The 18,874-nt window shown below is 72.8% G+C and carries 20 protein-coding genes and 1 pseudogene; 10 read left to right on the forward strand and 11 right to left on the reverse strand.

Features of this window, described 5'->3' with window-relative positions; genetic code table 11:
• Positions 1–33 precede the first annotated feature (33 nt).
• Complete coding sequence (locus GVV04_RS06610) at positions 34–924, reverse strand: NmrA/HSCARG family protein (protein WP_161685621.1); 891 nt, start codon at positions 922–924, stop codon at positions 34–36.
• Positions 925–1,006: 82 nt separating this feature from the next.
• Here GVV04_RS06610 and GVV04_RS06615 point away from each other — a divergent pair, with 82 nt between their 5' ends.
• Complete coding sequence (locus tag GVV04_RS06615) at positions 1,007–1,582, forward strand: TetR/AcrR family transcriptional regulator (protein ID WP_161685624.1); 576 nt, start codon at positions 1,007–1,009, stop codon at positions 1,580–1,582.
• Positions 1,583–1,619: 37 nt separating this feature from the next.
• Here GVV04_RS06615 and GVV04_RS06620 read toward each other — a convergent pair whose 3' ends face one another.
• Positions 1,620–2,063: a hypothetical protein gene (locus GVV04_RS06620; protein WP_161685626.1), complete on the reverse strand. Its 444-nt coding sequence runs from the start codon at positions 2,061–2,063 to the stop codon at positions 1,620–1,622.
• Positions 2,064–2,204: 141 nt separating this feature from the next.
• Here GVV04_RS06620 and GVV04_RS06625 point away from each other — a divergent pair, with 141 nt between their 5' ends.
• The gene (locus GVV04_RS06625; protein WP_161685628.1) at positions 2,205–2,411 is read left to right on the forward strand and encodes a hypothetical protein; all 207 of its coding nucleotides are present in this window, start codon (positions 2,205–2,207) and stop codon (positions 2,409–2,411) included.
• Here GVV04_RS06625 and GVV04_RS06630 read toward each other — a convergent pair.
• From GVV04_RS06630 to GVV04_RS32900, 3 genes are all read right to left on the reverse strand, one after another.
• Positions 2,408–3,352 (reverse strand): acyltransferase domain-containing protein, encoded by a 945-nt coding sequence (locus GVV04_RS06630; protein WP_161685630.1) that lies wholly within the window; start codon positions 3,350–3,352, stop codon positions 2,408–2,410. The two genes, GVV04_RS06625 and GVV04_RS06630, sit on opposite strands and share 4 nt — an antisense overlap.
• 164 nt (positions 3,353–3,516) lie before the next feature.
• Positions 3,517–3,774: a hypothetical protein gene (locus tag GVV04_RS06635; protein ID WP_161685632.1), complete on the reverse strand. Its 258-nt coding sequence runs from the start codon at positions 3,772–3,774 to the stop codon at positions 3,517–3,519.
• Positions 3,774–4,091: a DivIVA domain-containing protein gene (locus GVV04_RS32900; protein ID WP_407938764.1), complete on the reverse strand. Its 318-nt coding sequence runs from the start codon at positions 4,089–4,091 to the stop codon at positions 3,774–3,776. Before GVV04_RS32900 ends, GVV04_RS06635 begins: the two co-directional genes overlap by 1 nt.
• 178 nt (positions 4,092–4,269) lie before the next feature.
• Here GVV04_RS32900 and GVV04_RS06645 point away from each other — a divergent pair, with 178 nt between their 5' ends.
• Positions 4,270–4,683, forward strand: a complete 414-nt coding sequence (locus GVV04_RS06645; RefSeq protein WP_161685636.1) for a GntR family transcriptional regulator — start codon at positions 4,270–4,272, stop codon at positions 4,681–4,683.
• Between the two features lie 34 nt (positions 4,684–4,717).
• Here the strand turns inward: GVV04_RS06645 and GVV04_RS06650 are convergent, their stop codons facing one another.
• Positions 4,718–5,317 carry a hypothetical protein gene (locus GVV04_RS06650; protein WP_161685638.1) on the reverse strand — a complete coding sequence of 200 codons (600 nt, stop codon included), beginning with the start codon at positions 5,315–5,317 and terminating at the stop codon, positions 4,718–4,720.
• Between the two features lie 99 nt (positions 5,318–5,416).
• Between GVV04_RS06650 and GVV04_RS06655 the strand changes: the two genes are divergently transcribed.
• Entirely contained in the window at positions 5,417–6,136 is a 720-nt protein-coding gene (locus GVV04_RS06655; protein WP_161685640.1) for a SanA/YdcF family protein, read from the forward strand.
• Here the strand turns inward: GVV04_RS06655 and GVV04_RS06660 are convergent.
• Together GVV04_RS06660 and GVV04_RS06665 are read right to left on the reverse strand one after the other, a co-directional pair.
• Positions 6,122–7,039 (reverse strand): alpha/beta hydrolase family protein, encoded by a 918-nt coding sequence (locus GVV04_RS06660; RefSeq protein WP_328822241.1) that lies wholly within the window; start codon positions 7,037–7,039, stop codon positions 6,122–6,124. The genes GVV04_RS06655 and GVV04_RS06660 overlap by 15 nt on opposite strands.
• A gap of 257 nt (positions 7,040–7,296) precedes the next feature.
• The gene (locus GVV04_RS06665) at positions 7,297–7,923 is read right to left on the reverse strand and encodes a histidine phosphatase family protein (protein ID WP_161685642.1); all 627 of its coding nucleotides are present in this window, start codon (positions 7,921–7,923) and stop codon (positions 7,297–7,299) included.
• Between the two features lie 969 nt (positions 7,924–8,892).
• Between GVV04_RS06665 and GVV04_RS06670 the strand changes: the two genes are divergently transcribed.
• Together GVV04_RS06670 and GVV04_RS06675 are read left to right on the forward strand one after the other, a co-directional pair.
• Entirely contained in the window at positions 8,893–9,393 is a 501-nt protein-coding gene (locus tag GVV04_RS06670) for a DUF1877 family protein (protein WP_161685644.1), read from the forward strand.
• Positions 9,394–9,593: 200 nt separating this feature from the next.
• Positions 9,594–10,114: pseudogene (locus tag GVV04_RS06675) on the forward strand (IS5 family transposase); the annotation flags it as partial.
• Between the two features lie 208 nt (positions 10,115–10,322).
• Here the strand turns inward: GVV04_RS06675 and ychF are convergent.
• Genes ychF through GVV04_RS06690 form a run of 3 tightly spaced genes read right to left on the reverse strand, consistent with a single transcriptional unit; the run spans position 10,323 to position 12,714 of the window.
• Positions 10,323–11,408 carry a redox-regulated ATPase YchF gene (gene ychF, locus GVV04_RS06680; RefSeq protein WP_161685646.1) on the reverse strand — a complete coding sequence of 362 codons (1,086 nt, stop codon included), beginning with the start codon at positions 11,406–11,408 and terminating at the stop codon, positions 10,323–10,325.
• Between the two features lie 39 nt (positions 11,409–11,447).
• On the reverse strand, positions 11,448–12,206 hold the full coding sequence (locus tag GVV04_RS06685) for a Type 1 glutamine amidotransferase-like domain-containing protein (RefSeq protein WP_161685648.1): 759 nt from the start codon (positions 12,204–12,206) through the stop codon (positions 11,448–11,450).
• Positions 12,207–12,228: 22 nt separating this feature from the next.
• The gene (locus GVV04_RS06690; protein ID WP_235965723.1) at positions 12,229–12,714 is read right to left on the reverse strand and encodes a hypothetical protein; all 486 of its coding nucleotides are present in this window, start codon (positions 12,712–12,714) and stop codon (positions 12,229–12,231) included.
• A 222-nt stretch (positions 12,715–12,936) separates the two neighbouring features.
• Here GVV04_RS06690 and GVV04_RS06695 point away from each other — a divergent pair, with 222 nt between their 5' ends.
• From GVV04_RS06695 to GVV04_RS06710, 4 genes are all read left to right on the forward strand, one after another.
• Positions 12,937–14,415 (forward strand): AlkA N-terminal domain-containing protein, encoded by a 1,479-nt coding sequence (locus tag GVV04_RS06695; protein WP_161685650.1) that lies wholly within the window; start codon positions 12,937–12,939, stop codon positions 14,413–14,415.
• Entirely contained in the window at positions 14,412–14,924 is a 513-nt protein-coding gene (locus GVV04_RS06700; RefSeq protein WP_161685652.1) for a methylated-DNA--[protein]-cysteine S-methyltransferase, read from the forward strand. Before GVV04_RS06695 ends, GVV04_RS06700 begins: the two co-directional genes overlap by 4 nt.
• A gap of 87 nt (positions 14,925–15,011) precedes the next feature.
• Positions 15,012–16,811, forward strand: coding sequence for an ABC transporter ATP-binding protein (locus GVV04_RS06705; RefSeq protein WP_161685654.1), 1,800 nt, complete (start codon positions 15,012–15,014; stop codon positions 16,809–16,811).
• Between the two features lie 86 nt (positions 16,812–16,897).
• The gene (locus GVV04_RS06710) at positions 16,898–18,769 is read left to right on the forward strand and encodes an ABC transporter ATP-binding protein (RefSeq protein WP_161686738.1); all 1,872 of its coding nucleotides are present in this window, start codon (positions 16,898–16,900) and stop codon (positions 18,767–18,769) included.
• Positions 18,770–18,874 lie beyond the last annotated feature (105 nt).

Consider the following 18,874-nt stretch of genomic DNA (forward strand, 5'->3'; position numbering starts at 1 on the left):
CCGGTGAGGGTCAGGAGACCTGTTGACGTCGCCCTAACCGCGCTTGTCCAGGAGCGCCGCGATCGCGTCGGCGCCGCCTCGGGCGAGCCAGGTGGGGAAGTCCAGGAGTGCGGGGTGGCGTTTGCGCAGGGCTGGGATGTCGGCCCGCCACACACCCCGCTCGGAGGCGAAGGCGCTGGTGGCGTCCCCGTTGAAGTTCAGGGTGGTGGCCGGGATCTGCTCGTAGGTGATCGGACGGCCGAGATGCTGGCTGATCAGGCGCACGGTGGCGTCGGGGGTTAGCTCGTCGCCCGCAAGTTCCAGGGCTTGACCGAGGTATGCGGCGGGGTCGGCGAAGGCGAGGGCGGCCATGGCACCGATGTCGGTCACCGCGATCAGTTGCACGGGCACGTCCGGCCTGAAGAGGTGGCGCAGGACACCGTCCGTGATGCCGCCCATGGGTAGTCCGGGAATGGTGTGGTTCTCCATGAAGCGCACCGGCCGCAGGACGGTGGCGGGTACGCCGACGGCGCGGATGTGCTGCTCGATGGCCCACTTGGCCTCCCAGTAGGAGATGCCGTCGTTCCGGTCGGCGCCCCCGACGGAGGTGAAGACGAGGTGGGTGACGCCGGCCGCCGCCGCGGCGTCCACGAGGTGCCGTCCGCGCCGGATCTCACGCTCGCCGTCCCGGTCGTCGGGGGTGACGGCGAAGACGCCGTGGGCACCGGCGAGGGCCGCGTTGAGGGTCTCGGGGGTATCCAGGTCGCCCTGATGGAGGGTGGCGCCCGCTGCGGCCAGGGCCCGGGCGGCCGGGGCGTTCGGGTCGCGGACCAGGACCCGGACCGGCCAGCCGTCGGCCAGCAGGTGGGTGGCGGTGGCGCCGCCCTGCCGGCCGGTGGCGCCGGTGACCAGGATGGGCTTGTCGGCTCTGCGTGCCGCAGTCATGAGCTGTCCCCTTCGACGTTAAGATGAGACTGTCCCGAGAAATATATTGAGACTGCCTCAACTTGTCTAGTGAGGGATGCGTATGAACACCGGAGAGTCGACGCCGCCGCGTCGAATGCGCGCGGACGCTCGCCGCAACTACGACCGGCTGCTCGCCTCGGCGGCGACCGCGTTCGCCGAGCGCGGCACGGATGCCTCCCTGGAGGAGATCGCGCGGCGGGCAGGCGTGGCCAACGGCACGCTGTACAGCCACTTCCCCAACCGGCAGGCGCTGCTGGAGGCGCTGCTGGGTGATCGGATGCGCGCACTGGCCGCAACCGGCGAGGAACTGCTTGGTCGCTCCTCGCCGTTCGAGGCCCTGGCCGCCTGGGCGGAGGCGGCCGTGGCACACGCGGCCCGCTACCGAGGGCTGGGCGCCTCGTTCATGCGAGCGATCGAGGACGAGTCCTCGGATCTGCATGCCGCGTGCGAGGCGGTACTCGCCGCTGGTGAACGGCTGGTGGCGCGGGCGCGGGCGGCCGGAGAACTGCGGGAGGACGTCACCGCCCCGGACCTGTACGCGCTGGTCAACGCGATGGCGTGGGTGGGTGAGCAGAGCTCCCCGGCGCAGGGTGAGCGACTGCTGACCTTCACGCTGGACGGTCTCAGAGCCCGGTAGGGAACGCCGCCTCAGGCGCACCCTGTCGACGGTCGCTCTAAGCCTCGTCGGTGAGGCGCAGTTCCCGGCACACGCGACACCTGCCGCCCCACTCATCCCGGTCCCAGTCGTGCTCCGTCCGAACCTGGGTGACCTCGTCACAGACGTCGCAGACCTGGGCGTAGTCGCAGGGCTCGGGAGGATGAAACCGTCGCTGAGCTGCGGGCAGGTCGGCCACCAGCACGGAATGGGTCCGGTTGTGCTTGCGCCACTTCGACTCGTGCCCGCACCGGACGCAGGCGGAAACCTGCTCGCAGGGCTCCGCCCCGCCGCGGGCTCGGCCGTACGTGTGGATCACCTTGGCGGAGAAGACCTGCCCGCAGTGCCGGCACCGCCGCTCGTGGCGGCACGGGTCGGCGGAGTCGGCGAACCCGGACGGTAGGTGCAGCCTGAGCCGGCAGAGGACCCGTCGAGCCCTGCCCGTCCGCTGCGGAACTGGCATCGCGCGTCCTAACCTCGGCTGCGAAGGGTGTCGATGACACTACGCCCCACCATTCCCCACCGCTACCGAGCGCGACGCCTCGGCCACCACCAGGCCGTCCACGGGTCGGCGGCCCTCACCCGGTTGCCCTACCGTCGGGACATGACGACAGTGATGATTGTCTTCGGGTCGGCCCTGGCGCTGGCCGTGGCCGCGTTCGTCGTGGTCGCCTGGCGGGACCGGCGGCGGCAGTCCACCCCGGAGGACTCGGCGGCGGCCCGCGAGGCGGCCAGCACCCAGGAGCGGTACGCGGCCGAGCGGCACGGTGCCCAGGGCGAGGTGTGGCAGCGCGGGCAGACCCCCGGCTAGATCGGGAAGCGGCCGCGGCGGATGTGCCAGTGGCGGCCGGCCCTCAGGTGGTCGACGATCGCGCGCTCAAGCACGGTGCGGCGCGGCAGCCGGTCCAGCGGCGTGGTCAGGGTGCGGAACACGAACCTCAGCACCTCGACGTCGGCGTCCAACCCTTCCGGCTCCTCGTAGGGCTCCAGCTCGAACCTCCGCTGGAACCGGACGATGTTGGAGTCCCCAGGCAGGTATTCGAGCAGCTGCGGGTCGAGCAGCCACGAGCCGCAGGAGAACGCCGTGTAGTGCTCGTCGGGAAAGTGGTGCGGGAAGAACGCGCGGGCCTCGTCGAGCGACGCCGCGACCGCCTCCGGGGTCATCGGCCCCGACTCGGGGATGTGCAGGTCGATGGCGGTGCCGCCGCGCTGGTGCTGCAACCGGCCCAGCTCGTAGAGGCCGCCGCGCGCGTGCAGCGTCAGCCAGCTCTGCATGACCGGCCAGCCCTCGCGGTGCATCCGCCGGTCGACCGCGAGGTTGCGGCCCAGGTCCGCGAGGGTCGCCCACGACACGGCATCGGCGATGCCGTGGTCGCGGTGGTACGCCGTGACGACGTCGACCAGGGCCAGGTACGCGTACACGTAGAGATGTTGCCAGGCGGGGCCCCGTTCGCGCGGCAGCTCCGGGCCGGGCGACAGCCAGCCGTGGCCCCCGAGGTCGGCGCGAACCAGGGCGATCGAGCGGTCGAGCAGCCAGCGCAGCTCCGGAGTCCACAGCGGAGAGTCGGGGTCGGGCCAGCCTGCCATGATCTCGGCGGCGTCGTCCGGCCGCACCGCGAGCCGGTCGAGGATCGCGGGCGCGTCGGCCTTGGCGGGCAGCGGAGCCGACGGCCGGTCGCCGGCGAGCCGGTGAATGCGGTCGACGTCCTCGACGGGTACGCCGAGCCGGGCGGCGGTGTCGTCCAGATCCACGCGGCGACCCTACCGGCTTGGTCGCTGAACCATCTACCGGAAACCTCGCTATCGAGGGGTTCGCGCAGGCCCCTCGCCTGAAGCCCGGCCTGGGTCTGACCGGGGCGCGGCCCGAACCGCCGCCGGCCTGGCTGCGCGCTGCCGGCGTGCCCGTCCGCCGAGGGTCAGCGGCTCGGCCGGCGGGTGCAGGGGCCGTCGTGGTCGGCCCTGAGCAGGCAGCGCCGACCGCCCGGCAGGCGCAGGTCGCAGAAGACCCGATGCCGTACGCCCTGCTCGTCCTCGGCCGACACGGTGGTCTCCCCCGGGTCCGCCGAGGAGAGCATGCCCGCCCAGCGCGCCACCACCCGGGCGAGCCGCACCGCGCCGACCAGGTCCGGGGCGAGGACGGGCAGGTGGATGACGAACCGCCCCCGGGCCGCCATCAGTGCCGGCCAGCGTTGGGTCGGCGAGCCTGCTCGGCCCGCAGCCGCCGCAACTCGCAGCCGAGCCGCGCCGTCTCCAGCCGGGCCGCCCGCAGCGCGTCGTAGTGGGCGGCCAGCTCGGTGGCCAGCCGGTCCATGAACGCCTGCACCTCCCCCGGGTCCAGGCCACGTCGACCGAGCCGGGCCGACCGGAACCGCTGCGTCCGCACCTGCCAGGGCAGCAGCGACACGGATGTCGAGGAGCGCGGGCAGGACGACGCCCCGCGCCTCCACGACGCCCGCCCGGGCCCGCCGGACCACCTGAAGAAGCCGCGCACCACCAACCACCCCTCCCCACATCGGACCAGCCTCACTCGGTCGAGCCAGTGCACCTCAGCGTTTCCGCCCAGACACCGAACACAACTGGAACTATAGGCATGAAGCCCATAAGGCATCAAGGCCTTATGGGCACATAGCCACAAGCCACCCTGGCCACGAGGCCACCACGCTGATGCCATGACCATCGATCCGCGTTCTCACACGCCCGTCTACGTGCAGCTCGCCGACCTGCTGCGGGAGCGGATCGAATCCGGTGCTCTGCCGGCGGGTTCGGCCGTCGGCAGCGAAACCCGACTGACGCAGGAGTACGGCATCGGACGGGACGCCGTCCGGATGGCGATCTCGGTCCTTCGCTCCGAAGGACTCGTCACCACCAATCGCAGCAGGGGCACCGTCGTCCGGGAGGCACCTGAGCGGCGGCGGGTGGAGTTGTTGCCGGGGGCGTCCGTGATCGCGCGGGTGCCCAGCGTGAACGAGCGCCGGGCCATGCAGCTCGACGAGGGCGTGCCGGTCCTTGAGGTACGCGGCCCGGAGGGCGACGTGGAGGTCCTGCCCGGCGACGAAGTCGAGCTGACCCGCCCGCCGTCCTGACCCGCTGGCGGCACCGACGCCGCCACGGGGTGGATCAGCGATCACTCTCGTCGGAGTCCGAGCGCCGGTAGCGGTCGAACACGGACGGGTCGGCGAGCCATGCGGCGACCATCCGCTTGCCGTGGCGGTGGCGGAGGTACTCCTCCGCGCCGATCCGGCTTCCCCCGTACCGCTGGAGCACGGCGAGCACCCCCTCCGGCAGGACCGTGAAGTCGTCCATGTCCAGCAGGGTGTAGACGCGACGGCCGTCCTTCCTGGTGGCCCAGCGTCCCCCCAGCCGCACCCCGGGGGCCAGCCGGATCTTCAGGGGCGGGTTCGCCCACCCCTCCCCGGCCTTGACGACGGTGATCGACTCGATCGACGCCCACGGCAGGACGGTGGTGGACCCCCTCGCGAGGACGGTCAGGCCGTCCGCGCCGACGTCGAGCCGGAACGGCCACAGCAGCGACACCCACGCCGCCACGGCGAGCAGCACCATGAGGTACGTCAGGGGCTCGTAGAACGAGACCGTGGCGGGCCAGTCGTAGCCGGCCTTGGCCTCTTTCGCCTGCGCCGCCGCCCAGCCCGCCACCCCGAGCACGCCCCACGCCAGGCAGGTTTTGCGCAGCTCGCCGGTCTTCCGCTGGAATCGCACGCCCTGCTCCACCACGCCATGGTGACGCTCCCCCACAACTGACCACCCCGGAGGTGGCGGGCAAGATCAGTTGTCAGGCCGCCCTGGAATACTTGCCCGATGCGCGTTCGACTCTCCACGCTGATCCGTCGGCTGCGCTCGACCGGCGGCAGGCGTACCCGCTGGCTGCGCCGTGTCGTCGTCGCGGCCGTCGTCGGCGCGGCGCTCCTGGCCGGTGGCACCGTGGCCAGCGTGCAGTGGATCCGCGGCGGCGCGGAGGGACACATCTTCGCCGAGCGGGACGTCCCCGACGCCCCGGTCGCCCTGGTGCTGGGCACCAAGGTCCACCCCGACGGGACCCCGTCGCCGTTCCTCACCGCCCGGCTGGAGATCGCGCGGCGGCTGCTCGCCGCCGGCAAGGTGCGCGCCATCCTGCTCTCCGGCGACAACATGAACCCGGACTACGACGAGCCGACCGCGATGCGGCGCTGGCTGCTCGACCAGGGCGTGCCGGCGGAGAAGGTGGTGCTGGACTACGCGGGCTTCGACACGTACGACTCGTGCGCCCGCGCGAAGCGGATCTTCGGGGTGGAGCGGGCGACGGTGGTGACCCAGTCCTTCCACCTGCCCCGGGCCGTGGCGGTGTGCCGGCGGCTCGGCGTCGACGCCAGCGGCGTGGGCGACGAGACCGCCCGCGAGTACGACCGGACGTGGCGGATCAGCTCCACCCGCGAGTACGGCGCCTGCGTGAAGGCCGCCGTGGACCTGCTGTCGGGCCGCGACCCGGCCCACCTCGGCCGCCGGGAGACCGGCGTCGAGGACGCGTTACGCCGTGCCTGACCCCGTCCGCTGACCGGCGGGCAGCAGGGCGTCGAGCCAGCTCAGCACCGTGGCCTCGTACTGCGGGCTGATGCTGTCGAGGTCCTCGCCCTCGTGCAGGGTGGGATAGTGGTCGCAGCCGTCCAGCCGGCAGACGGTGGGCGGGGTGGCGGCCCCGGCGGTGGCCCGCCGCCAGGCGGCGACGCTGGCGTCGATCGGGACCCACGCGTCGGTCGTACCGTAGAAGAGCAGCACCGGGCAGGTCACCCGGGCGAACACCGGGACCGGGTCGAAGTCCATGTCCCGCCAGGTGCCCGGCTCGTCGGGCAGCTCGCGCGGCAGGTAGACCAGCGGGAACCACGGGCGCTCGGCGGCCCGGTCGACGGCCGCCTGCGCGGTCGCGCGGTCGAGGTCGCCCCGCAGGTACGCCTCCATCGTGGCCCGCACCCGGCCCAGCTCGGTCAGGTCGACGTCGCCGTAGCCGTTCCGGCGGAGCTGCTCGGCGGTGCCGTAGCGCATCTGGGCGGCGGGGCTGACCCCGCTGGAGGAGACGAGCACGAGGAAGGCGACCAGGTCCGGGCGGAGCGCGGCGGCCAGCGGCGCCGACCATGCGCCCTGACTGAGCCCCCACAGCCCGACCGGCGCGTCGCCGACCTGCCGGCGCAGCACACCGATGGCCGCTGCCGCGTCGGCGGCCTGGTCGGCCAGCGGAACGTCGTGGCCGTCCACCCGGGGCCGGCGGTCGAAGCGCAGCACCGCGATCCCCGCGCCGGGCAGCACCCGGGCCAGGTGCTCATAACAGAAGTACGACCGGTGCCCGGCCTCGGCCGCGTGCAGGATCACCAGCCCGGCCCGGACCGGGCCGACCGGCAGGTCCAGCGTGGCCGCCAACCGCACCCCGCCACCATCGAACTCAAGCTCCACGCCGACACCCAACCACGCCCCGCCGCCCCCGCCGCTTTCAGCCGCCCCCGGCCGTCCCCGACTTCCCCGGCCGCCTCCGGCTGCCCCGCCTTCCCCGGCTGCCCCCGCCGCCCCCAACCGCCCCCGTCGGAGACCTTGGACGTTTACCGTCGCCCCGCAACGACAACTGTCCAACATCGAGAGTCGGCGGGTGGTGTCCTGGAGCTATGCCCCGCCGAGTGGGGTCGTGGCGGCGCGGATCGGTCGCCGCCCGGGCGTCAGGAGACGTCGCTGAAGCGGCGCAGGGTCCATCGGGCCGGCGGCCAGCCGGTGGGGTCGTCGTCGGTGGTCCACTCGGTGATCGAAGCGTTGGCCACCGCCACGTCGAACGCCCTGAACATCGGCTGGGCGGCGAGGGCGTGGAAGGAGCCCTCGACCGTCTCGGTGTGCCCGACCAGCACGACGGTGCCGCCCCGGTGCCGGTGCGCGATATCCATGATCGCGCGACTGACCCTCACGACCAACTCCGCCCAGGTCTCGTTGCCCTCCTCGAACGGCCGGAACACCCCACCGCCCGCCGTCGCGTGGTCGGTCTGGAACCGGGTCGCCGACAACCCGTCGGCGTACGGCGGGGTGTGCCAGGCGCACAGTCCGCAGTCCGCCACCGGGCTGACGCCCAACGCCCCGGCGATGGGCCACGCGGTCTCCACCGCCCGGCGCAGCACGGACGAGTAGACGGCCACGGGGCCGGCGGCAGACAGTTCGTCGGCGAGCCGGCCGGCGAGCCGGTGTGCCTGGTGGTGGCCCGCGTCGGTCAGTCCCCGGCAGCCGTGCGGGCCACCCACGACACCATCGACGCGGTGCACCGACTCGCCGTGTCGGACGAAGAGCAGCCGTGTTCGCATCACGCCATCATGCAGCGCACCGCCTGACCTGTCGATCAGCCCGGTACGAGTTGGTCGAGGAGACGGCCGCCGTTCGCCCCCACCCGCCCGAAGAGTGTGCAGGCGGTGTCGGAGCGTATGCAGAAGCTGGGGCGATTCGGACGTTGAAGCGGATTCAGACGTTGAAGCGGAACTTAGGCCCGCTCTCCCGTGATCTGCGGATGTCTAGCCGGCACGCTGGTCACGTCCCGTCGTGGGCTCACGTCATTGGCGGTTGGTTGCCGACGTTTCACGCTGTCTTGTGCCCCGTGTGTGCCCCAAGCCCGAGGAGTGGTACTTCCTCCAACGGCGGAAACCTGCCCCGATCATTCCCCCGCCCACCGCGCCCAACATCGCCTCGTTGAACGGCCCTGGCTGCTCGACGTGTCCTAAGGCGACCATGAGTCCAGTCCCTGCCGTCATCACGCCTCCAGCCAGCAAGGCGACGTAGAGGAGAAGACGGGCACGCATCCCTTCAGTGGAGCAGTTTGCTCCGCCCGAGCGCCAGGCCGCGCAGCGGGACTTGAACCCCTAATACCGTAGGCCGGGTAGAGATCGTCTGCAAACGGACAGATCTGGCCCCTGACCAGGGCTGGAGTCCTCAGCGCTTCTCGACGTTTTACACGGCTTTTCGGGCTCAGTTGTGCCGGATCTGTGCCCGATGATCTTGTAGATACATCGAGGGCTACCTTCCAGGCGCTACTGCTGCTCGCGCCGGGGCGCAGAGTTCGTCCCGGACATGCGTGCAGTTCGGCAGACCAGACACGTCACCACCCTCAGCACGTTCATCGACGCGGCCGGATCGGATACACCGCCGATCCGGCACGCTCGCCGGTGCGCCCTTCATCGCCTAGCCCTCCGGATGCGATCCCCGAGCTGTTCGCTCTCGTCGGTGGACATAGGCTTGATCACCTGACCCGACACTGCCGGTTGGTAGATAGGAAATTCATTATGAGCGTCTTGGGCGACTTTGCGCGGCTGAGCCCGGAGCAGTTGGAAGAATTCCGAACGATGCCCTCAGTCGACGCGTATTCGCAACTTGCGGATTTCGACGAACCGGGCTGCCGGCTGGATCTGGATCGAACCTGGAGCAGACTCGCTTTCCTCATTGACGCGGCACATTTCCCGATTAACCCGATTACCGCCGGATCATTCTTCCCCGACGAACGAACGGCCTGGGGCCAGGACGGGGACTCGCGTTCACTCACACCTGAACAAGTCGCGCAGGCCGCTGTCCACCTCATGTCGACGCCGTTCGACGTGCTGGCGCCCCACGTGCATGCGGCGCTGACGGCCGAGTACCGCGGCCCCTTGAATAAGAAACAGTCACGGTACGTCAGCGATATCCTGCCGTGGATCACTGAACACCTGGCCGCGTACTACCGGGCCCTCGTCGAGTTTTTCGACGCCGCTGCCCGAAACAATCAATGCACGGTGTTCTGGGCCGCCTGACGGCGGTTACTTGCCCCACCGCGCAGCGGCACGGAGGCCCTGGGCAGTCAAGGCTCCGGCTTGGTGTGGCGACTACATCCGGCCGGACCGGTGCTGACGGTTGGCGCCCAGGGCGACAGGGCGATCAGTCACGCCTTAGAACTCCTAACTAAATGATGCTGGGCGTAACTGGCTGGACGTGAGGATCGTTCTGTCTGAACGTGAGGAGGGGTCAGCAGCCGCCGTGGGTCGTCTCGGATGAACTCTGGGCCGAGATCGAACCGCTGCTGCCGCCGCGGCCCCCTCGCCGGCGCCGCTACCCGGGACGTAAGCCGCTGGATGACCGCAAGGTGTTGTGCGGGATCTTGTTCGTGCTGCACACCGCGATCCCGTGGGAGTACCTGCCCCAGGAACTCGGGTTCGGGTCGGGGATGACCTGCTGGCGCAGGTTGCGGGACTGGAACGACGCGGGCGTGTGGCAACACCTGCACGAGGTGCTGCTGGGCAAGCTCCGGGCCGCCGGGCAACTCGACATGTCGAGGGCGGTGATCGACGGCACCCACATTCGGGCGCTCAAGGGCAGCCCAAAACAGGTCCGAGCCCGGTCGACCGCCGCAAGCCGGGCTCGAAACACCACATCATCACCGACGCGGGCGGCATCCCCCTCGCCGCGAGCTTGACCGGCGGCAACCGCCACGACGTCACCCAACTGCTGCCCCTGGTCGACAAGGTCCCACCAATCGGTACTGCTCATGCAGGGTGAGTCGGTCATCGTGGTGGCCGAACGGCTGGGGCACGAGAACACGACCCTGGTCCTGTCGACGTACGGCCACCTGATGCCGGACTCCGAGGAACGTACCCGGCGGGCGCTCGATGACCGCTTGGGGTTGCGCCCCGGATGTGCCCCCGAGCGAAGGAACATGCGCGTGAGCTGCGCAAACAGGTCGGATTCAGACGTTGAAGCGGAACTCCACAACGTCGCCGTCCTGCATGACGTACTCCTTGCCCTCGATGCGGACCTTGCCGGCCGCCTTCGCCGCCGCCATCGATCCGGCCGCGACCAGGTCGTCGAAGGAGACCACCTCGGCCTTGATGAAGCCGCGCTGGAAGTCGGAGTGGATGACCCCCGCGGCCTCCGGGGCGGTCGCCCCGACCGGGACGGTCCAGGCCCGCGACTCCTTCGGCCCCGCCGTCAGGTACGTCTGGAGCCCGAGCGTGCGGAAGCCGATCCGGACGAGCTGGTTGAGGCCGGGCTCGGCCTGACCGATCGACTCCAGCAGCTCACGGGCCTCCTCCTCGGGCAGGTCCACCAACTCGGACTCGATCTTGGCGTCCATGAAGACGGCCTCGGCCGGGGCGACCAGGGCACGCAGCTCGTCGAGGAACTCGGCGTTGGCCAGCTCGGCCTCGTCGACGTTGAAGACGTACAGGAAGGGCTTGGTGGTGAGCAGGTGCAGCTCGCGGAGGTGCTCCAGCTCGATCTTCGCGGCGGCGGCGCCCGCGTACAGCGTGGTGCCGCCGTCGAGAACCTCGACGGCCTGCTTCGCGGCGGCCACGGCGGCGGCCCGGTCCTTGCGGAGCTTGGCCTCCTTCTCCAGCCGGGGCAGCGCCTTCTCCAGGGTCTGGAGGTCGGCCAGGATCAGCTCGGTGTTGATCGTCTCGATGTCGTCGGCCGGGGAGACCTTGCCGTCGACGTGCACCACGTTCGGGTCGGAGAAGGCCCGCACCACCTGGCAGATCGCGGACGCGTCGCGGATGTTCGCCAGGAACGCGTTGCCCCGGCCCTGCCCCTTCGACGCGCCCCGGACCAGGCCGGCGATGTCGACGAACGACACCGGCGCCGGCAGCACCTTCTGCGAGGAGAAGATCTCGGCCAGCTTGTTCAGCCGCTCGTCCGGCAGCCCGACGACGCCGACGTTGGGCTCGATCGTGGCGAACGGGTAGTTCGCCGCGAGCACGTCGTTCTTGGTCAGCGCATTGAACAGGGTGCTCTTGCCGACGTTGGGCAGGCCGACGATCCCGATGGTGAGGCTCACGGGCGGCCAGTCTACGCGGCCGGCACCGGCCGTCTACGGTCAGCTCAGCAGACGCGGCTCGATCCGGGTCTCCCGCACCCCGCCGTCCCCCGACCGGGCGACCTCGTACGCCGCGACGCCCTCGCGGTCGGCGACCGCCTCGACCAGCCGGGTGCCCCGGTAGACCAGCCCGACCCCGTCGTCGGTGCAGTGGCTGGTCGGGAGCGTGCCGTCGGCGACCAGCGCGTGCATCAGCGGTCGCCGCTGGTCCTCGCTGTCGTAGTGCACCCCGTTGCCGTACGGCAGCCAGCCCAGGCCGTCGGTGAAGCCGCGCAGCCGGGGGCCGAAGCTGTCGGTGGCGCCGCCGAGGTGCCAGCAGATCGAGCCGGCCGAGACTCCGGCCAGCACCACCCCGGCCTGCCAACACTCGTGCAGGATCTCGTCGAGGCCGTGCGCCCGCCACACCGCGCACAGGTTGGCCACGCTGCCGCCGCCGACCCAGATCACGTCCTGGGCGAGCAGGTGGGCCCGGACGTCGTCGACGTTCGGCATCGGGAACAGCGCCAGGTGCGACGCCCGGAACCGGGTGAGGTGCAACGACCGGAATTGGGTGCCGGCGAACGCCGCGTAGACGGCGGCGATCGAGGCGTCCCGGTCGCCGACGGCCTGGCCGAGGTAGCACAGTCGCGGCTCGGGGCCGGCCTGGGCCAGCTCGGCGGCCAGCTCGAACACCGGCCCGGGGCGCAGATCGTTCGGGCCGCGACGGCGGCTGAAGAAGCCCATGCTGGTGGCGACGATGGTCGGCTCGCTGGCGGCCACGGCGGTCCTCTCCTCGGGGTCCTTATTCCGGCATTGTGCCCCGCCTCGCACCGGCGCGGTTCGCTCGGCTCGGCCGTGCCGGGTCGTGGGCCGTGAACTCACCGCGGGCCGGCTGCGGCAGCTCGCGGGCCGCCGCGGCCGGCAGCGTGAACCGGTACGCGGCGGACGGGCCGGCCGCCGTGGACTCGCCGAGCATCCAGCGCACCTCGTCGGCCGTCCAGCCCAGCCCGGAGCAGCCGGCGATCTCCCGGACCAGGCGCAGCCCCACCCGGGTGTCGTCGTCGTAGAAGCGCATGCACCAGTGGTGCGCCCACATGCCGAGGGCGCGCAGGCCCGCGGCGTCGAGCGACGCGGCGAGCCGGCCGCAGGCCGTGTCCCGGAACGCCCGCCCCGGGTCGCCGGCCCGGTCCCGCTCCATCGCGCCGTACGCCGCCGGGGCGACCGCCCGCATCCGGTCGTAGAAGCCCTGGACCACCGTGCGGTCGAGCCGCGCCTGCCCCGACCGCATCAGCGGACACCTCGCCCGGCCACGCTCGCCATCGCCGCACCCTTCTTGAGTTGGTGGCGGGGACCGTACCGGCACCGACCGACACTTTCGGCCCGGATATCCGTTCCCGGGCCGGGATGGGCGGCTGAGGTGAAGGGATGTCGCGAGTAGCCCTGATCACCCCCACGGCGAGGTCCGATTTCCGCGAGCCGAAGGGTCGGGCGGCGGGGCAGTATCGGTGTCGTGGACTTGGACTTCGAGCGGTGCTACCGGGCAGTCGACAGCCGTGACCAGCGATTCGACGGCTGGTTCTACACGGGCGTGACGTCGACCGGGATCTACTGCCGGCCGTCCTGCCCGGCGATGACGCCCAAGCGGCGCAACGTCCGGTTCTTCCCGTCGGCCGCCGCCGCGCAGGGAGCCGGGCTGCGGGCCTGCCGCCGCTGCCGCCCGGACGCCGCCCCGGGCTCGCCCCAGTGGGACGTCCGGGCGGACGTGGTGGGGCGGGCCATGCGGCTGATCGCCGACGGGGTGGTCGACCGGGACGGCGTGCCGGGCCTGGCCGCCCGGCTCGGCTACACCGAACGTCACCTGCACCGGATGCTGCGCGCCGAGCTGGGCGCCGGGCCCCTGGCGCTGGCCCGGGCGCAGCGCGCGCAGACCGCCCGGATCCTGATCGAGACGACCGGGCTCGGGATGGCCGAGGTCGCGTTCGCGGCCGGGTTCGGCAGCGTCCGGCAGTTCAACGACACGGTCCGCGAGGTCTATGCCGCCGCCCCGTCGGAGCTGCGCGACGCCCGGGGACGGGCACCGGTGGTCGGCGGGCCGGGCACGATCGCGCTGCGGTTGGCGTACCGGCCGCCGTTGCACGCGGCGGCGCTGCTGGACTTCCTCGCGCTGCGGGCCCTGCCCGGGGTGGAGGAGGTGCGCGACGGGACGTACCGCCGGGGGTTGCGGCTGCCGCACGGCGGCGCGGAGGTGGCGCTGACCCCGGCGGCCGGGCACGTGGCGGCCACGCTGCGGCTGGCCGACATGCGCGACCTGGCCCCGGCGGTGGCCCGCTGCCGCCGGCTGCTCGACCTCGACGCCGACCCGGCCGCCGTGGACGGCACGCTCGCCGCCGACCCGGCCCTCGCCCCGCTGGTGGCGGCGGAGCCCGGGATCCGCGTCCCGCGCGCCGTCGACGGCTTCGAGATGCTGGTCCGCGCGATCGTCGGCCAACAGGTCTCGGTCGCCTCGGCCCGAACCACCCTCACCCGCCTCCTCCCCCCACCCCCTCCCCCCGCCGCTCCTCCGGGACACGAACTTCTTGATCACCCCGGGGAGCCTGGTCGGGGGCGGTTGGGGTGGGGATTTCCTGCGGCGGAGGAGGTGTTGAGGATCGCCGACAGCGGGTTCCGGATGCCGGTGGGGCGGCGGGAGACGATCCGGGCGGCGGCGCGGGCCGTCGTCGACGGCGAGCTGGACCTCGATCCGGGCGGGGACCGGGAGGAGGCCGCGCGGCGGCTGCTCAGGGTGCCCGGGATCGGCGCGTGGACGGCCGGCTACGTGGCCATGCGCGCCCTCGGCGACCCCGACGTCCTGCTCCACACCGATGTGGCCGTGCGGCGCGGTGCCGCCGCGCTCGGCCTCCCCGACGCCCCGTTGACCCTCGACGCGTACGCGGAACGCTGGCGCCCCTGGCGCTCGTACGCGGTGATCAGACTCTGGAGAGCAGCATGAACGTCACCCTCGACGGCACGGCCATGGACACCCCCACCGGCCCGCTGAGCATCCTGACCGGCCCCGACGGCGCGGTCCGGGCCGCCGGCTTCACCCCCGAACCGGAGACGCTGCTGCCGCTGGTGCACTCCGGCCTGCGCGGGCCGCTGCGGCGGCGGGCGGAACTCGGCCCGGTCACCGCGGCGGTCACCGCGTACCTCGACGGAGACCTGACCGCGATCGACACGGTGCCGGTGGAGCAGCACACCGGCGGCGAGTTCATGGCGCACGCGTGGCGGGTGCTGCGCGAGGTCGGGCCCGGCCGGCCGGTCACCTACACCGGGTACGCCGGGCTGGCCGGTCGGCCGGCGGCGGTCCGCGCCGCGGCGGCTGCCTGCGCGCGCAACGCCGCCGCCCTGTTCGTCCCGTGTCACCGGGTGCTGCGCACCGACGGCGGCCTCGGCGGCTACCGCTGGGGGCTGGACGTGAAGCGGTGGCTGCTCGCCCACGAGGCATCCGCCGGGCGGTGAGCGGCCGGCGGACTGGCCGGGGGCCGGGGTTCGGACGTGCTGAAAGCTGACAGCGGCGACAGTCCCGTTTGACGCTACCGTCGGTTGGTGCCTGCCGAGAGCGACGGCGACCCGGCACGGGCGGCCGACCGCGCTCGCCCGCTGCGCAACCTCTGGCGGTTGCGCCCCTACCTGCGCCCGTACGCCGTCCAGTTCTGCTGGCTGCTGGCGGCGGCGCTGGCTGCCACCGGCGCGAGCCTCGCCGTGCCGCTCGTGGTGCAGCGGGTGGTCGACGGCCCGATCGCCCGGCACGACCCGGCCGGCCTGGTCCGGCTCGGTGGCCTGGCCCTGCTGCTCGGCCTGGCCGAGGCACTGCTGATCTTCATCCGCCGGTGGACGCAGTCCTCGTCGTCGGTGGGCATGGAGGCGGCGATCCGCGCCGACGTCTACGCCCACCTGCAACGGCTGCCGCCCGGCTTCCACGACCGGTGGCAGACCGGGCAGTTGCTCTCGCGGGTCACCAGCGACCTGTCGGTGATCCGCCGGTTCCTCTCCTTCGGCCTGCTGTTCCTGGTGCTCAACCTGGTGACGTACGCCGCCGTGGTGGTGCTGCTGATCCGGCTGCACCCCGCGCTGGGTGCGCTGGTCGCGGCCAGCGCCGTGCCGCTGTTCCTGATCAGCCGCCGGTTCGGGCGGTACTACCACAGCGCGTCGCGCCGGATGCAGGACCAGCAGGGCGACGTGGCCACGCTGGTCGAGGAGACCGCGCAGGGGCTGCGCACCATGAAGGCGTACGGCCGGGGGCCCGAGCTGGCCAGCCGGTTCGCGGCCGGCGCCCGGGCGCTGCACGACACCGGGGTGGCCAAGGGGCGGCTGCTGGCCCGCACCTCCGCGCTGTTCGACCTGGTGCCGAACCTGACCCTCGGCGTGGTGCTGGTCGCCGGGGCGGTCGCCGCCGCCCGGGGTGTGCTCACCATCGGCGAGCTGGTCGCCTTCGTCAGCCTGCAACTGATGCTGATCTGGCCGGTGCAGTCGCTCGGCTGGATCATCGCCAACGGGCAGGAGGCGGCGACCGCCGCCGACCGCATCCAGGAGGTGCTGGACACCCGGCCCTCCATCGTCGACGCGCCGGGCGCGGTCACGCTGGCCCGGCCGGCGGTCCACGGCCGGCTGGTCTTCGACCGGGTGTCGTTCCACTACCCGGGCACCCCCGCTCCGGTGCTGCGGGAGATCGACCTGACCGTCGAGCCGGGCGAGACCCTGGCCCTGGTCGGCGCGACCGGCACCGGCAAGAGCACCCTGCTCTCCCTGGTCCCCCGGCTGCACGAGGTGACCGGCGGGCGGATCACCCTGGACGGCCACGACCTGCGCGAGTTGCGGCTGGCCTCGCTGCGCCGGCTGGTCGGGGTGGCCTTCGAGGAGCCGACGCTGTTCTCCATGTCGGTGTGGGAGAACCTCACCCTGGGCCGCCCGGACGCCGGCGAGGACGACGTCCGGGCGGCGCTCGCGCTGGCCCAGGCCGACTTCGTGTACGAGCTGCCGTGGGGACTGGCCACCCGGGTCGGTGAGCAGGGGCTCACCCTCTCCGGCGGGCAGCGGCAGCGGCTGGCGCTGGCCCGGGCGGTGCTCGGCCGGCCCGCGCTGCTGGTGCTCGACGACCCGCTGTCCGCCCTCGACGTGCACACCGAGGCACTGGTGGAGACGGCGCTGCGGCGGGTGCTGCGGGACACCACCGCGCTGCTCGTGGTGCACCGGCCGTCGACCGTGGCGCTGGCCGACCGGGTCGCGCTGCTGGAGCGGGGCCGGATCACGGCGATCGGCACCCACTCGCGGCTGCTGGCCGAGGTGCCGGCGTACCGGGCGGTCCTCTCCGCCGCCCCGGACGAACGGGGGCTGGTGCTGTCGTGACCGCCGTCGACCCCACGGTCCGCCACCCCGAGGACGAGCCCGTCGACGGGCCGGGCAGTCCGCCGGGCGCGACCGGCCGGCGGGGGCTGGGCGCACCGGAACAGCAGGCCCGGAGCGCGCCGGACCTGGACCGGTGGCGGGGGCGGGCCACCGACCCGGAGGCGGACCGCAGCCGGGCGGAGGAGGCGACGCCCGAGGCGCTCGCCCGGCTGCGCGCCCGCAGCCGCGCCCTGCTGCGGGACCTGCTGCGCCCGCACCGGCGCCGGCTCGGGGCGGCCGTCGGGCTGCTGCTGGCGCAGAACGCCGCCGCCATGTCCGGGCCGTACCTGGTGATGCTCGGCATCGACCGGGCGATCGGTCCGCTGCGAGCCGGGGACAGCGGGCCGCTCGTCGCGATCGCCGGGGCCTTCGCCGCCGCCGCGCTGACCGAGTACGCGGCCCGGCGCGGCTTCCTCGCCCTCTCCACCCGGATCGGCCAGGCCGTCCTGCTGGAGCTGCGGCAGCGGGTGTACGGCCACTTCCTGCGGCTGTCCGTCGGCTTCCACGAGCGCTACACCTCGGGCCGGATGATCTCCCGGCTCACCAGCGACCTGGACTCCATCGCCGAACTGGTCGACGGCGGCGTGGACAGCCTCGTCCTAGCCGCCCTGTCCATCCTGTCCGTGGCCGGCATCCTGCTCTGGCTGGACGCGCCACTGGCCGCGGTGACCCTGCTGGCGTTCCCGTTCCTGTTCTGGCTGTCCCGCTGGTTCGCCCGCGCGTCGGCCGGGGCGTACCGGCGGACCCGGGAGGCGGTGGCGCTGCTGATCGTCCACTTCGTCGAGTCGCTGCGCGGCATCCGCGCGGTGCAGGCGTACCGGCGGGAGCCGCGCAACCAGCGGATCTTCGCCGCCGTCAACGACGACTACCGGCGGACCAGCCTGCACGCGTTCCGGCTGATCGCCACGTACTCGCCGGGGATCAAGGTGATCGGCAACGTGACGGTGGCGGTGGTGCTCGGCTACGGCGGGACCCGGGTGCTCGGCGGCGGGATGGAGGTGGGGGTGCTCGCCGCGTTCCTGCTGTACCTGCGCCGGTTCTTCGAGCCGATGCAGGAGCTGAGCCAGTTCTACAACTCGCTCCAGTCGGCGACGGCGGCGCTGGAGAAGCTGGCCGGGGTGCTCGACGAGCGGCCTGCGGTGGCCGAGCCGGCCCGCCCGACGCCGCTGCCCGACGGCCCGGGGCGGGGGGCGGTGGAGTTCCGGTCGGTCTCGTTCGGGTACCGGGCCGACGCGCCGATCCTGACCGGCCTGGACCTGACCGTGCCGGCCGGGCAGACCGTCGCGCTGGTCGGCCCGACGGGCGCGGGCAAGTCGACGATCGCCAAGCTGCTGGCCCGCTTCCACGACCCGGACGCCGGCACGGTCCACCTGGACCGGGTCGACCTGCGGGACCTGGCCGACGCCGAGCTGCGCCGGGCGGTCGTGCTGGTCACCCAGGAGAACCACCTGTTCAGCGGCTCCGTGGCGGAGAACATCCGGTTCGGCCGGCCGGGCGCGGACGACGCGGCGGTGCGGGCCGCCGCACGGGCGATCGGCGCGCACGACTTCATCGCCGCACTGCCCGACGGGTACGACACGCAGGTGCGGCGGCGCGGCGGCCGGCTCTCGGCCGGGCAACGTCAGCTCGTGGCGTTCGCCCGGGCGTTCCTCGCCGACCCCCGGGTGCTGGTCCTGGACGAGGCGACGTCGTCGCTCGACGTGCCCACGGAGCGGCTGGTGCAGCGGGCGCTCGCCACCGTGCTGCGGGACCGGACCGCGCTGGTGATCGCGCACCGCCTGTCCACCGTGGAGACCGCCGACCGGGTGTTGGTCCTCGACGACGGCCGGATCGTGGAGGACGGCCCACCGGACCGGCTGGCCGGCACCGACGGCCGGTACGCGGCGCTGCACCGGCAGTGGCGCGACTCCCTGGTCTGAGCGCCGGACGCGCCGCCCGGCCCGCGCGGGACAGCCCTGGCCGACGGAAGGCGCCTAGAATTACGTCCGATCGGGCACCGCCGACCACACGGGGAGGACACGGGG

The organism is Micromonospora rubida (genome assembly GCF_009908295.1).
In the GTDB taxonomy this organism is placed as follows: domain Bacteria; phylum Actinomycetota; class Actinomycetes; order Mycobacteriales; family Micromonosporaceae; genus Micromonospora; species Micromonospora rubida.